Genomic DNA, 14,428 nt, shown 5'->3' with positions numbered 1-14,428 from the left:
TGGTGCTACGCGCGCGCCGCGCGCATCTTGACTGCGGCCGCGGCCAGGACCAGGGTGCCCGGCACCACGACGAACAGGGCTGCCAGCATCCACACAAACACCACGGCGGCGAAGAGCGCGGCGGCCAGCAGGAGGGAGCCGGTCCAGTCGCGGACCGAGAGTGCCTTCGCGGCTGCCAGGGCGGACGGCCAGCCGCGCCCGGGCGCCTGGCCGCCCGCAAAGTCCGACCACGCTGCTGCGGTGCGCAGCAGCAGGATGGCTCCTGCGGCCGCCAGGACGACCGTGGCCGGCAGGACAACGGAGCTGCCCGGCAACTGCCCGGCCGTTGCGAGCAGGAGGTTCAGGACAACCACGACGGCGGCTGCCGCCGTCGTGATTCCCAGCTTCCAGCTGCCCGGCAACGCCGAGCGGAACGTGCCCCAGAGGCCGCGGACTGAGTCATCCCTGCCCGAGAGGTGCCGCTCGAGGTGGGCGATCCCCGCCGCATACGCGGCGGGGATCGTCACCAGCGGGATGGACAGCACCAGCACCAGCAGTCCGGCCAGCAGGGTCTCGGAAAACAGGGCGAAGCGGTTGACCGGGATCGGTTCCTCGCGGCCGGACGCGGGTGTGGTGCTGTCCACGCCGTCAGCCCTTGAGGCCCTGGGTTGAGACGCCTTCAACGATGTAGCGCTGGAAGACCAGGAAGAACACCAGGACGGGAAGGAGGGCCATCACGGACATGGCGATCATTGCCCCGTAGTCAGAGGACTGGGTCTGGTCCACGAAGAGGCGCAGCGCCAGCGGCAGCGGATACTTCTCCGGGGAGTTCAGGTAGAGCAGCGGGCCCAGGAAGTCGTTCCAGCTCCAGATGAAGGAGAAGATCGAGGTGGAGATCAGCGCCGGTTTCATCAGCGGAAGCATGATCGAGGTGAAGATCCGCACGTGCCCGGCGCCGTCGATGCGGGCCGCCTCGTCCAGTTCGGCCGGAAGGTTCCGCATGAACTGGACCATCAGGAACACGAAGAACGCGTCCGCGGCCAGGAACTTGCCGATCAGCAGCGGAACGTAGGTGTCCACCAGGCCCAGCTGCTGGAAGACGATGTACTGCGGAATGATCACCACGTGGAAGGGCAGCAGCAGGGTGGCAATCATCATGCCGAAGAAGATGCTGCGGCCGGGGAACTTGATCCGGGCGAAGGCGTAGGCCGAGACGGAGGCGGAGAGGATGGTGCCCACCACGGCGCCGACGGCCAGGACCAGGGAGTTGGTGAAGAACTGCAGGGTGGAGACCCCGCCGATCCCTTCCATGGCCGTGACGAAGTTGTCGAAGCTGAAGTTGCTGGACCACAGGGAGGTGTTCGACCCGCCGATTTCGGCGTTCGGCTTGAAGGACGAGGCAATCATCCAGAGCGCCGGGTAGAGGACGACGGCGGTCAGTGCCAGCGCCACGATGTGGAAGATGACGCTCTTGGCGCGTTTGGCGCCCGCTGACTCGGACTTCGGGTTGTACACGGGCGCCGGGGCTTCGGCTGCCTGCTTGACGGGTTTCGGCTGTGTGGGTGTTGCCATGGTTGTCATTTCGAATCACCGCTGTAGTGGACCCAGGACTTGGACGTGCGGAAGAAGATCAGCGTGATGATGCCGACGACGATCACCAGGAGCCAGGCCATCGCCGAGGCGTAGCCCATCCGGAAGTCGCTGAAGCCCCGCAGGTACAGGTAGAGGGTGTAGAAGAGGGTGGAGCCGGCCGGGCCGCCTTCACCATTGGAGATGATATAGGCCGAGGCGAAGATCTGGAATGCGTGGATGGTTTCCATCAGCAGGTTGAAGAAGATCACCGGGGAGAGCATGGGCCAGGTGATGTTGAAGAACTTCCGGACCGGACCCGCGCCGTCCATCGACGCCGCTTCATAGAGGTCGGCCGGGATCTGCTTGAGGCCGGCGAGGAAGATGACCATCGGGGCGCCGAACTGCCAGACGGTCAGCAGGATCATCATCGGCATGGTCATGGAGGGGTTGCCCACCCAGCCGCCGAGGTTGATGCCGAAGAAGGACAGTCCCTGGTCCACCGGGCCGGAATCGCCGAACATCGCCTTCCACACGATCGCGATGGAGACGGACGCGCCGATCAGGGAGGGGGCGTAGAACGCCGAGCGGTAGAAGCCCTGCCCTTTGCGCTTGCTGTTGAGCAGCATGGCGATGGCCAGTGCGGCGGCGAGCTTCATCGGGGTTCCGAAGACCACGTAGGACACGGTCACGCCGACCGACTGCAGGAAGCGTTCGTCCTGGAACAGGGTGGTGTAGTTGTCCAGCCCGATCCACTTGGGCGGATCGAACAGGTTGTAGTTGGTGAAGGACAGGTACAGCGAGGAAATCATCGGCCCCACGGTCAGGGCGATGAATCCCAGCAGCCAGGGCAGCAGGAAGGTGTAGCCGGCGCGGGCGTCCGCGCCCCGTTGCCGCGACTTGCGCGGCAGCGGGGGCGTGGACGACGCCGAACGCCTGTTCAGGGTTGGGCTTTGAGTCATGTCTATATTCCGTCAGTTGCGAGTGTCGGGCGGACAGTAAGCGGATCAGGAATTCTGCTTGATGAGGTCTTCGGCTTCCTTGAACCACGCGTCGGCTGCGCCGTCCACGGTCACCTTGCCGAAGTTCAGGTCGGAGCTGATGCGCTTGAAGGAGGTTTCGAGGGTGCCGAAACCGACAATGGGCGGCTCGGGGGCGTCCTTGAGGTACTTCTCAATGGACTTCTCGTAATCGACCACGAGCTTGTCGGTGCCTTCGAACGTTGTGCCGTCACGCTGGGTCTTGGAGGCCGGGACACCGCGGGAGGTCTTGAAGATCTGGCCCACCTCGGGGTCGTTGACCATGAAGTCGATGAACCGGGCGGCCGCGTCCTTGTACTTGGTCTTGGCGCTGGCCACCATCAGCATGGAGGGCTTGAGGAACAGGCCCAGGTTGTCCGGGTCATCGGAGGGAACCGGGACGAGCTTGAGTTCCTTGGCGCCGCTGTCGGCGAGGTAGCCGGCCATGAAGTTGTCCCAGGTGACTTCGGTGGCGGTCACGTTCGAGCCGAACGGGGACTTGGGGGCGAGCTGGGTGGTGCGTTCCTCGGAGACGATGGCGGGGGTGCCGCGCAGGTCCTTGGTGAGGTTCCACCACTTCTTCATGTCGTCCTTGGTGAAGCCGAGCTTGCCGTCCCCGGTGAAGGCTTCGATGTTGTTCTGGCGCAGCCAGATGTTGAACATCCACCAGACGCCGGTGTAGTCGGTGGAGCCGAAGAGCGCGCCGTTGCCCTTGGCGCCGACCTCGGTCAGGAACTTGTTGAATTCGGCGTAGGTCCAGTTGCCGTCCGGCTCGGCGATCCCGAGTGAGGCCACCTTGGCGGGATCGTAGTACACGGCGAAGGCGTTGGTGCTGGTGGGGATGCCGTAGGTCTTGCCCTTGATCTGGCCGGAAGGCAGCAACGACTTCTCGAAGGCATCCGTGTTGATCTTCACGGTGCCGAGGTCCAGGAGCTGGTTCCGCTGGCCGTAATCGCGGAGGTAGGAGAGATCCCACTGCATGACGTCCGGGAGGCCGCCGCCGGCCGCCTCGGTGGCGCGCTTCTGCCAGTAACCTGCGAAGTCGGAGAAGTTGCCCTTGACTTTGATATCCGGGTTTTTGGACTCAAACAGGGCGATCGCCTTGCGGGTGCGCTCTGCGCGGTCGTCGTTGCCCCACCAGGTGTAGTTGATCGTGACCGGGTTTGACGCGGAACCAGTCTGCGCCGGAGCGGACTGTCCGCAGGCCGCCAGGACAGCGGCAGATGCGGTGCCTAGTGCCACGGTGGTGAGGAAATTCCGTCTGTTGATCATAAGAGCCTCCTTGCTCGGTTGTGTAAGCGCGATTCCCTGTGATTCTCTACAACGAGAGTAGTGATCTGGCTTACACGCTTTCTGAAACGATACAATATCCCCATTCCCAGATTTGGGCAAGCGTTTTCCAAACATCTGCTTTCATGCCATGATCGTGCACCAGCATCGACGAAGGAGTCCCATGTCATCCCAGCAAGAATCCACCCCGCCACCGGTGTGGAACAGCCTTGAAGGCATTGCCTTCGGAGGCGACTATAACCCGGAGCAGTGGCCGGTCAGCACCCGGCTGGAGGACCTGGAACTGATGAAGGAAGCCGGAGTCACCTTCCTCAGCGTCGGCATCTTCTCCTGGGCGCTGCTGGAGCCCTCCGAGGGCGACTATGACTTCGGCTGGCTGGACGAGGTCCTGGACAACCTGGCGGCGTCCGGCATCAAGGTGGCCCTCGCAACCGCCACGGCAGCTCCCCCGGCCTGGCTGGTGCGCAAGCACCCGGAAATCCTCCCGGTCACGGTTGACGGCACCGTGCTGGGACCCGGCTCCCGGCGGCACTACACGCCGTCGTCGGCCGTCTACCGGCGGTACGCAACCGGCATCACCAGGGTGCTGGCGGAACGCTACAAGGACCACCCGGCACTGGCGCTGTGGCATGTGGACAACGAGCTCGGCTGCCACGTTTCGGAGTTTTACGGTGACGAGGACGCCGCCGCCTTCCGCCGCTGGCTTGAACAGCGCTACGGAAGCATCGAGGCGCTCAACGCCTCCTGGGGAACGGCGTTCTGGTCCCAGCATTACGCCTCGTTCGAGGAGATCCTGCCTCCCGGCGTGGCACCGTCCACGCTCAACCCGGGCCAGCAGCTGGACTTCCAGCGCTTCAGCTCCTGGGCCCTGATGGACTACTACCGCACCCTGCTCGGCGTGCTCCGGGAGGTGACGCCGGAGGTGCCCGCCACCACCAACCTCATGGTGTCCAGCGCCACCAGGTCCATGGACTACTTCGACTGGGCCGGGGACCTGGACGTGATCGCCAACGACCACTACCTTGTGGCCGCCGATCCGGAACGGCAGATCGAACTCGCGTTCAGCGCGGACCTCACCCGCGGTGTTGCCGGCGGCGACCCGTGGATCCTGATGGAACATTCGACGTCGGCCGTCAACTGGCAGCCGCGCAACCAGCCGAAGATGCCGGGCGAAATGCTGCGCAACTCGCTGGCGCATGTGGCCCGCGGCGCGGACGCCGTGATGTTCTTCCAGTGGCGGCAGAGCTTCGCCGGCTCGGAGAAATTCCATTCCGCCATGGTCCCCCACGGCGGCCAGGACACCCGGGTGTTCCGGGAGGTGGTGGGGCTCGGCTCCGCGCTGCGGAAACTGGCGCCGGTGCGCGGATCCCGCGTGGAATCACGGGTGGCCATCGTGTTCGATTACGAGGCATGGTGGGCCAGCGAAATTGACTCCAAACCCAGCGTTGACGTGAAGTACCTGGACCTTATGCGCGCCTTGCACCGCTCACTGGTCCTGCGCGGGATTTCGACGGATTTTGTGCACCCGTCCGCCCCGCTGGACGGTTACGACCTGGTGCTCGTGTGCACCCTGTACAACGTCACCGACGCCGCCGCAGCCAGCATCGCCTCGGCTGCGCGGGCGGGGGCGACGGTCCTGGTCAGCTACTTCAGCGGCATCGTTGACGAACAGGACCACATCCGGCTCGGCGGGTACCCGGGCGCGTTCCGTGACCTGCTGGGCGTCCGGGTGGAGGAATTCCATCCGCTGCTGGCCGGGTCCTCCGTCAAACTGAGCGACGGCGGCGTCGGAACAGTGTGGAGCGAGCACGTCCATGTGGCGGGCGGGGCTGCCGGTGAAGACGCCGCTGAAGTCCTGGCGACGTTCACCGAATACCCGCTCGACGGCGTTCCGGCCCTCACGCGGCGCCCGGCGGGCTCCGGATCGGCGTGGTACCTGGCCACCTTCCCGGACCGGGACGGCATCGAGTCACTGGTGGACCGCCTGGTCGCGGAGTCGGGAGTTTCCGCGGTGGCCAACGCGGACCAGGGCGTCGAGTTGACCCGGCGCCGCAACGCCGACGGCACCGGATTCGTGTTCGCCATCAACCATTCCCGCGCCGACGCCAGGGTGGAGGTGGCCGGGACCGAGCTTCTCTCCGGCGAACGGTTCACGGGATCGGTTCCCGCCGGTGGCGTGGCGGTGGTCGCGGAGGACTGATCCCGCACCGAACTGGCATTTCGCGGCAGTGCCGGCTCCCGGCATTGCCGCGAAATGCCATCTGGAAGCGCACGCAGAAGTGCCCCCGCCCGAATCATCGAATGGGGGCACTTCGGCAGGACCTGCTAGCTGATGGCTGACTTCATCTCGTCAACCGCCTTCTTGCCGGCTTCCTCGGTGGACAGCCTGTTGAAGAGGACCTCCGAGGTGTACCGCTTGACGATCTCCGCGATGGCGCCGGCTCCCTTCGGCGGCGGGGCCGGGGCTTCACCGAGCTCGTCCTTGATCTGGTCGATGAACTTGACCACCTTGATGTCGGCGGGGGTCAGCTTGGATGCGATTGCTGCCCGGACCTCGGAGTTGGGGTAAACGCCGCGGTCGGCCAGGAGCGTTTCGCCGGCCTTCGTGTTGTTGGCCAGGAAGTTGATGAACTTGGCGGTTTCTTCCGGGTGCTTGGTGCGGGACGACGCGGACCAGAACTGGGAGGCCTTGTACCAGAGTTTGGCGTCGGCGGAGGTGCCGGTCTTGGACGGGAACCGCAGGATCTGGAGTTCTCCGCCCGCTGCCTTCTCCAGGGCCGGCAGCTGGTTGGACCACCAGAAGGCGAGCCCGTTCTTGCCCGTCGCCAGGCCGCTCTGGTCCAGCGGCGCAGCTTCGGCCTCAACCACCTCGGAGGCTGAGGGCACAGCCTTCTTCTCGCTGAGTTCCTTCAGGAACGCCCACCACTCGGCAATGTCGCCCGGCTCGAAGCCCAGCTTGCCGTCGTTGGTGTACAGCGACTTGCCGTTCTGCCGAAGCCAGACGCCGAGCGAGGCTTCGTCGGTGCCGTAGGCTGCAGCGCCGTAGGTGCCCTTTGGCGACTTCGCGGTGACCTCGGCGGAAATGCGCTCGAAGTCTTCCCACGTCCACGTGCTGTCGTCCGGCAGTTCAACCCCGGCTGCCTTGAACACGGCGGGGTTGGCCAGGATGGTCGCTGCGTTGATGCCCGCGGCAATGCCTGTCAGGCCGTCCTCGTTCTTGCCGGCGTTGAGGGCCGCTTCGTCAAGCTTCGACGTGTCGATGTTGTACTTGGAAAGATCCAGGAGGGCGCCGCGGCTGGAGTACTCCGTGATGTATTTTTCGTCCATCTGGATGATGTCCGGGGCGTCGTTGGCTGCCACCTGGGTGGCAAGCTTGTCCCAGTAGCCGCTCCAGTCGCCGAACTCCGGCTTGATCTTGATGTTCGGATTCTCGGCTTCGAAAGCCGCAATCGCGGCCTGCGTCAGCTGCGCCCGCTTGTCCCCTCCCCACCAGGAGAAGCGGAGTTCGACTTTGCCGTCGGCGCTCTGCGGCGCCGCTCCCCCGCCGCAGGCACTAAGGGCCAGGACGACGGCGGCAGCTGCGGCGACTGCGCCGGTTCGGCGCAGCCTCCGTCCGGACTGGGCAGATGTTGCCTCTGCTGCACCACGACGGGCGGCTGAGGCAGGGCGGGAAAATAGCGGCACTTGATTCTCCGATCTTCTTTGATCTTGAAAGCGGATGGGGTTTAGGTACTGAGGGGTCTGGAAAGCCTGCGAGTCTGGAAGTTGATGAGAAAACGCTTTCTCATCACTGAGAATACAAGCAAGGAACTTGTAATACAAGGTGTTTCGATGGACCAATTTGATGCCCGCCCCACGCGCCGGGGTGGGCGGACAACGAACATCCGCCCACCCCGGGGACTGCTGCACAGCTAACAGCCAGGAGCTACCGCAGTCAGCCGCGAAGGCTGCGCACGAAGGAAGGCTGCGCACGAATCACGGCCGGTGCACGGGCAGGCTTACTTGATGCCCGTGGTCGCGATTCCCTTGATCAGGAAGCGCTGGCCGAACAGGAACACGAGGAACACCGGCAGCAGGGACACGATGGACATCGCGAAGAGCGAGCCCCAACTGGTGGCCGACTGGGAATCCACGAAGGCCCGGAGGGCAACCGGCACCGTGAACATCTCCGGATCGGTCAGGTAGATCAGCGCGCCGAAGAAGTCGTTCCAGGTCCAGATGAACGTGAAGATGGTGGTGGTGGCCAGGGCAGGGACCATCAGTGGCAGGATGACCCGCAGGAAGATGCGCGGGTGGCCGGCGCCGTCGATACGGGCAGCCTCGTCCAGTTCCTTGGGAATCCCGCGGATGAACTGCACCATCAGGAACACGAAGAACGCATCCGTGGCCAGGAGCTTCGGCACAATCAGCGGCCAGAAGGTGTTCACCCAGCCGATCTGCGAGAACAGGATGTACTGCGGAACGATGATCACATGGAACGGCAACATGATGGTCAGCAGCATGACGCCGAAGAACAGCTTCTTGCCGCTGAACTGCAGCCTGGCGAAGGCGTAGGCGGCCATGGAGCAGGAGATCAGGTTTCCCAGGATGGAGCCGATCACCACCACCGCGGAGTTGAGCATGTAGTGGCCGAAGGGATGGGTCAGCGCGGACCAGCCGTCAACGTAGTTGCCCATCTCCAGGCTGTTCAGCCAGAGGCCCGGTTCGCGGAAGATCAGGTCATTGGGACGCAGCGACGAGACAACCATCCACAGCAGCGGGTAGATCATGATACCGCCGGTGAGGATCAGGACGGCATGCTTGGCCAGTGCCTTGATCCGGGCGCTGCGGCTGAAGGCCAGGGACCCGCGGGATTCGCGTTTCCGGCCGCCGCTCTTGAAGCTCGCGCCCTTCGTTTTTCCTCCGGCGGACGGCACTTTCTCCGGAGCCGGCTTGGTCTGTAGTTCAGTCATCGTAGAACACCCAATACTTTGAAGCGATGAAGTTGATGGCCGTGAAAGCGCCGATGATTACCAGCAGGAACCACGCCATCGCCGAGGCGTACCCCATGTCGAACTGGCCGAATCCCTTCTGGTAGAGGTAAAGCGTGAAGAACATGGTGGAGTCGGACGGTCCGCCGTTGCCTCCCGAGACGATGAACGCCTGGGTGAAGGACTGGAACGAGCCGATGATCTGCAGGACGAGGTTGAAGAAGATGATCGGGCTCAGCATGGGCAACGTGATCCGCCAGAACTTCTGCAGGGTGGTGGCTCCGTCGACCTCGGCCGCCTCGTAGTACATGTTGGGAATCTGGCGGAGGCCGGCGAGGAAGATGATCATGGGGCTGCCGAAGGTCCACACATGGAGCAGGATGATGGATCCCAGCGATGTGGACGGGTCCGAGATCCAGCCCGGCCCGGTGATTCCGAACATGGCCAGCACCTGGTTCACCAGGCCGGAGGTTCCGAAGATCTGCTTCCAGAGGATGGCGACGGCCACCGAGCCGCCGAGCAGGGACGGCAAGTAGAAAATGGACCGGTAGAACGGCAGGCCCCGCAGGCCCTTGTCCAGCACCAGTGCGATCAGCAGTGCAACGGCCAGCTGGAGCGGAACTCCGACCAGGACGTAGGTGAATGTTACGCGGAGTGAATTGTGGAGCCGCGCATCACCGAGCATGCGGGTGAAGTTGTCCAGCCCCACCCACTCCGGCGGCTGCAGGAGGTTGTAGTCCGTAAAGGACAGGTAGAGGGACATGATCATGGGGCCGACGGTGATGGCCACGAGGCCGATCAGCCATGGCAGCAGGAAGATGTAGGCGGCCTTGTTGTCGCGGCGGTTCGCGCGTTTTTCCTCGGGGGTGGCCGGCCCTTTGCGCCGGCTGATGGAGGACAGTTCGCTGATAGCGCTCATTGCCTCCCCCTCGGTTGACGGACGCCTGCCGGCGTCCCCGGGTGATGCTGTGCGGCCATGTGGTCTCCTTTGGTCATCGTGGCCTTCCACGGCGGGCTGGTGTGAGGTGCTTTTCGCCGTCCCGGGCCGCGCGGACCGTTCCGACACTACCCGGCTGCCTGGCTTCCGGAGTGACCGGGCCAACAGCGGCTTTGTACCAAAGTAAACGCTTTCTTGACCGGTGTACAGCCTTTTGCTAATTTTTGAGAAAGCGTTTTCTGACTTTCGGTTACCTCCGGATCAGAGCACCAGCGAAAGGCAGGACAACGATGCTTGCACCCGGCACCGCGCCGCGGCCCAGCGCCATCGGCGGCTACGAGGACTGGCCGTCCTACCTGCGCACCCATCCGCGGCACCTTGCGGAGACTTCGGCGGGGCAGGAACTGGCGGACGCACTCGGGGTTCCGGCCGGTCCGGCAGCGCCGGGCACGGTGATCGAGTCGGAAGCAACGCACGACGGCGTCACTACTTCGCGGGTCAGCTGGCAGTTGGGCTTCGGTCCCCGCACCCGTGCCTGGTTCCTGCGCCCGGCCGGCGCAACAGGGCCTTTGCCGGGGATCCTGGCGCTCCATTGCCACGCCGGCATCAAGTCCGCAGGAGCCGGACGCCTGGTGGATCCGCTGGCCGCGGACCTCCAACAACGCCTCTACGGCGGCCGCCCGTTTGCCACCTGGCTTGCAACGCAGGGCTTCGCGGTCCTGGCGCACGACACCTTCTCGTGGGGCAGCCGCCGTTTCGCCCTGGGCACGCCCCCGTGGCGGACTGCCGCCGTCATGGAGGGCCGCAAGGCGCTCTGGCGGGAGGCCGGCGTCGTGCCTTCCGAAACGGAGCTTTACGACGCCGCCGCGGCGGCCCACGAGGACACCGTGGCGAAAGCGGCGGGACTCCTGGGCACGAGCTTCGCGGGGATGGTGGCGCATGACGACCTCGCAGCCCTGCAGGTCCTTGCCGGGCTTCCGGGCGTGGACGCCGGCCGGCTGGGCAGCGCCGGGTTCTCCGGCGGCGGCGGCAGGTCACTGGTGCTGGCCGCGCTCAGTCCGCTGGTCCGCAGCTTCGTGGTCACCTGCATGATGACCACTTACCGCTCGCTGGTCCCTGCCTACCTGGACGCCCATTCCTGGCTCCTCCAGACCCCCGGACTGTCCCGGCTGGGCGACTTTCCCGAACTGGCGTCACGCTCCACCGCGGACAGCTTCCTGGTGCAGTACGCGCTGGCGGATGAGCTGTTCCCCGAGGACGGAATGCGCGACGCTGACGCCATCCTGGGCGCTCCGCAGCACGGCCGCTACACCGGCAGTTTTTGGCCGGGCGGACACGCTTTCACTACGGACATGCAGGAGGAAGCCGCCGCCTTCCTGCGGCAACAGCTTTCCCCGGTTCCCCTCGCCACAGCCCGCCAGAACGGACTCTCATGACAGCCGATACTTTTACTTCCGCCACCGACGAACGACGCCGGCCGGCCACTTCCCCGGTGCCGCGCATCGCCCTCGTGGGCGCGCAAGGCTACGGGACCCGCCACCTGGACAACCTGGCCCGCCTGGGCGAGCTCAACCTCGTGCAGCTCGCGGCGGTGGCGGACCCCCGCCCGCCGGCCGAGGGCACGCTTCCCGAGGGCGTGGCCACGTTCGCGTCGCTGGAGGAACTGCTGGCCGCCGGGCCGGCGCCCGACGTCGTCATTCTGGCCACCCCCATCCAGACCCACGCGCCGCTTGCCCTGGCGGCGATCGCTGCGGGGGCCGATGTGTACGTGGAAAAGCCGCCGATGGCGTCCCTGGCCCAGTACGACGAAGTGCTCGCCGCAGCGCGGCGGGCCGGCCGACTGGTCCAGGTGGGCTTCCAAAGCCTCGGCTCCCACGCCCTGCCGGCCCTGGACCGGATTGTGGCGTCCGGTGAAATCGGCGAGGTCCGCGGAGTGAGCGCGGTCGGCACGTGGGTGCGCACCAGGGGCTATTTCAAACGCTCACGCTGGGCCGGCAAACGCAGCCTGGACGGCACGGACGTGGTGGACGGCGTAGCCACCAATGCCCTGGCGCACGCCGTGGCCACCGGACTGAAGATCGCCGGTGCGGAAAAGGCTGACGACGTCCTGTCCGTGGAAACGGACCTCTACCGCGCCCACGCCACCGAAAGCGACGACACCTCGGTGATCCGGGTCCGCACGTCCCGCGGCGGCGTCCTCCTCTGCGCGCTGACACTCTGCGCCGAGGAACAGACCGCGCCGGCTGTCACCGTCCACGGCACCCTGGGCAGGGCTGACTTCTTCTACACCGAGGACCGGCTGACCGTGACAACGCCCGACCGCGAGCGCACGGAAACTTTCGGCCGCACCGATCTGCTGGAGAACCTCCTGGCTGCCCGCCGCTCCCCTGCCGGTGCGCACGGGCTGCTGAGCCCGCTGGCCGGCAACGGCGCCTTTATGACGGTGCTGGAGGCCATCCGGACCGCGGAACCTCCGCGTGCGATCGGCGCTGGGCACGTCACGTGGAAGGGCGGGGACGACGACGCCCATCCGGTGGTCCGCGGAATCGGCCAGCTGCTGCGCCGGGCCGCCGCGGCGCAGGCAACTTTCGCTGAACTTGGTGTGCCGTGGGCCCGGGAGCTGGATACCGAACATCCCGAGTTCATGGTGGACGGCTTCACGGTGGACGGCCGCGAAGTGGCCCGCGGAAACGACGGCCGCCGGATTGCACCCACGTCCTCGTCCCGCCCGTACCTCCACCCGGTCAGAACCCTGGCCGGGACCGTGGTGACGGACCATTTGCCCGAGGACCATGTGTGGCACCTCGGCGCGGGGGTTGCCGTCCAGGACGTGGACGGCGTGAACTTCTGGGGCGGCCGCACCTATACCCGCGACGCCGGCGCCTACGTCTGGCGGAACGACCACGGCCGCATTGTCACGGTCGCGGCTGACCGTGACGGGAACGTGCGGACCGAAACACTGCAATGGCTCCGGCCGGACGGCACACCGCTCCTGAACGAACAGCGGGCGTGGAGCTGGGCCGCCGTCGGCTCTTCCGTGTGGCGGCTCACGCTGGACTTCACCCTGACGCCGAACGGACCGGACCCGGTCACGCTCGGCAGTCCGGGCTCGAACGGCCGGCCGCAGGGCGGCTACGGGGGCTTCTTCTGGCGGCTTCCCGCCGTCGACGGGCCAAGGGTGTGGACGGCGTCCGCGGAGGGGGAAGAATCCCTGCACGGGGCCGTCCCGTCCGCTGCGGCGCCGTGGCTGGCGTGGTCGGGCATCTTCCGGCAGGGAGAGCCCGACGGCGGTCGCGCCACCCTGGTCTTCCTGCCCCGGCCGGGGCCCGAGCAGCCCGGCGACCCCTGGTTTGTCCGCGTGGCGGGGTATCCCGGCGTCGGCCTCTCCCTAGCCTGGGAGCAGCCGGCAGTGGCCAGCCACGCCAACCCGTTGCACCGGACCGTCACCGTCCTGGTGGCCGACGGGCTCCTGTCCTCTAGCGATATCGAACAGCTCATCACCACTTTGGGGGAAACCGCATGAACACCGTCACACAGCAAACGCAACAGGCACAGGAGACACATCAGGTGTCGAATCTGAGCGACGCCGAGGCCCCGGGGAACCCGGCCGACCGGGCAGTCAAACGGCGGCGCGTCCTGGACATCCTGGACGCCGCGGGCCGGGAGTCCCTCCTGCTCACCACCAACACGGCGCTGACGTGGTACCTGGACGGGAGCCGGGTCCACATCAGCCTGGCCGGTGACCCCGTCGCAGCAATGCTGGTTGACCGTGACGGCGACCATCTGGTCACCTTCAACAACGAGGCCGCCCGGATCGCGGCGGAGGAACTGCCCGACGGCGTCGCCCTCCACGCGGTGCCGTGGCACGGGCAGCTGCATGCCGCCGCATCCATGCTCGCTCCGGGAGGGAAGCCGCTCTCGGAAGCCGATGTTGCGGACGAGCTGAGGACGGCCCGCCAGCAGTTCCTGCCCGGGGAAAGCAGCCGGTACGCCCGGCTGTGCGCCGGCGCAGCGGCCGCCATGACCGACGTCCTCGCCGAAGCCACTCCGGAAACCACGGAGTTCGCCGTGGCTTCCGCCCTGGCCGCCCGGATCGTGGCGATGGGGGCCGAGCCGCTGGTGCTCCTGTGCAACGGTGCGGAACGCAGCGGGTTCCGGCATCCGCTGCCCACCCCCGCACCGATCGGCCGGCGGGCTATGGCGGTGGTGTGCGCGCGGCGCAACGGGCTGGTGGCCAACGTAACGCGCTGGGTCCGGTTCGACGCCGGCACCCCGGCCGAACTCGATGCCGAAGCCCGGATTGCCGCGGTGGAGGCGGACATCTTTGACGCCACCGTTCCCGGGGCACGCCTTGACGGCATCTTCGCGGAAATCCGGGAGGCCTACGTCCGGCACGGCTTCGGCCCCGACCAGTGGACCCTCCACCACCAGGGCGGTCCGGCCGGATATGCAGGCCGCGATCCCCGGGCGACTCCCGCAACCGAGGACCTGGTGGTTCCCAACCAGACCTTCACCTGGAACCCGTCCGGTCCGGAAGTGAAGATCGAGGACACGGTGCAGCTCACCGGGGCCGGGATCGCAGTCCTCAGCGTGGATCCGCGCTGGCCCGCCGCCGTCGTGAACGGGATCCGGCGGCCGCTCACACTGGAGCTGTGAGCACGCAA

Annotated in this window: 11 protein-coding genes; 4 read left to right on the top strand and 7 right to left on the bottom strand. The window is 66.2% G+C overall.

The window, feature by feature from the left end:
• Nucleotides 1–5 precede the first annotated feature (5 nt).
• The 4 genes from BS38_RS0105930 to BS38_RS0105915 are packed head-to-tail and all read right to left on the bottom strand — an operon-like array spanning nt 6 to nt 3,839.
• On the bottom strand, nt 6–623 hold the full coding sequence (locus BS38_RS0105930) for a hypothetical protein (RefSeq protein WP_028269963.1): 618 nt from the start codon (nt 621–623) through the stop codon (nt 6–8).
• Between the two features lie 4 nt (nt 624–627).
• Nucleotides 628–1,560: a carbohydrate ABC transporter permease gene (locus BS38_RS0105925; protein WP_028269962.1), complete on the bottom strand. Its 933-nt coding sequence runs from the start codon at nt 1,558–1,560 to the stop codon at nt 628–630.
• A complete protein-coding gene (locus BS38_RS0105920; protein ID WP_028269961.1) occupies nt 1,557–2,510 on the bottom strand; it encodes a carbohydrate ABC transporter permease in 954 nt (317 codons plus the stop codon). The genes BS38_RS0105925 and BS38_RS0105920 overlap by 4 nt, the downstream gene beginning before the upstream one ends.
• 45 nt (nt 2,511–2,555) lie before the next feature.
• Nucleotides 2,556–3,839, bottom strand: a complete 1,284-nt coding sequence (locus tag BS38_RS0105915) for an ABC transporter substrate-binding protein (protein WP_028269960.1) — start codon at nt 3,837–3,839, stop codon at nt 2,556–2,558.
• Between the two features lie 181 nt (nt 3,840–4,020).
• Here BS38_RS0105915 and BS38_RS0105910 point away from each other — a divergent pair, with 181 nt between their 5' ends.
• The gene (locus tag BS38_RS0105910) at nt 4,021–6,057 is read left to right on the top strand and encodes a beta-galactosidase (RefSeq protein WP_028269959.1); all 2,037 of its coding nucleotides are present in this window, start codon (nt 4,021–4,023) and stop codon (nt 6,055–6,057) included.
• 125 nt (nt 6,058–6,182) lie between these two features.
• Here BS38_RS0105910 and BS38_RS0105905 read toward each other — a convergent pair whose 3' ends face one another.
• The 3 genes from BS38_RS0105905 to BS38_RS0105895 all read right to left on the bottom strand — a co-directional run bounded on the left by BS38_RS0105905 (nt 6,183) and on the right by BS38_RS0105895 (nt 9,746).
• Entirely contained in the window at nt 6,183–7,541 is a 1,359-nt protein-coding gene (locus BS38_RS0105905; protein ID WP_028269958.1) for an ABC transporter substrate-binding protein, read from the bottom strand.
• 314 nt (nt 7,542–7,855) lie between these two features.
• Nucleotides 7,856–8,809: a carbohydrate ABC transporter permease gene (locus tag BS38_RS0105900; RefSeq protein WP_028269957.1), complete on the bottom strand. Its 954-nt coding sequence runs from the start codon at nt 8,807–8,809 to the stop codon at nt 7,856–7,858.
• On the bottom strand, nt 8,802–9,746 hold the full coding sequence (locus tag BS38_RS0105895; protein ID WP_028269956.1) for a carbohydrate ABC transporter permease: 945 nt from the start codon (nt 9,744–9,746) through the stop codon (nt 8,802–8,804). Before BS38_RS0105895 ends, BS38_RS0105900 begins: the two co-directional genes overlap by 8 nt.
• A 308-nt stretch (nt 9,747–10,054) precedes the next feature.
• On the opposite strand from BS38_RS0105895, the gene BS38_RS24510 reads away from it, so the two are divergent.
• Genes BS38_RS24510 through BS38_RS0105880 form a run of 3 tightly spaced genes read left to right on the top strand, consistent with a single transcriptional unit; the run spans nt 10,055 to nt 14,420 of the window.
• A complete protein-coding gene (locus BS38_RS24510; RefSeq protein WP_051628751.1) occupies nt 10,055–11,200 on the top strand; it encodes an acetylxylan esterase in 1,146 nt (381 codons plus the stop codon).
• Nucleotides 11,197–13,287, top strand: a complete 2,091-nt coding sequence (locus BS38_RS0105885) for a DUF6807 family protein (RefSeq protein WP_028269955.1) — start codon at nt 11,197–11,199, stop codon at nt 13,285–13,287. The genes BS38_RS24510 and BS38_RS0105885 overlap by 4 nt, the downstream gene beginning before the upstream one ends.
• Entirely contained in the window at nt 13,284–14,420 is a 1,137-nt protein-coding gene (locus tag BS38_RS0105880) for a M24 family metallopeptidase (protein ID WP_081818828.1), read from the top strand. The genes BS38_RS0105885 and BS38_RS0105880 overlap by 4 nt, the downstream gene beginning before the upstream one ends.
• The last annotated feature ends 8 nt before the right edge of the window (nt 14,421–14,428 follow it).

The sequence above is a fragment of the Arthrobacter sp. UNC362MFTsu5.1 genome (assembly GCF_000685965.1).
Taxonomy (GTDB): domain Bacteria; phylum Actinomycetota; class Actinomycetes; order Actinomycetales; family Micrococcaceae; genus Arthrobacter.
This window is presented reverse-complemented; position numbering and strand designations above follow the sequence as displayed.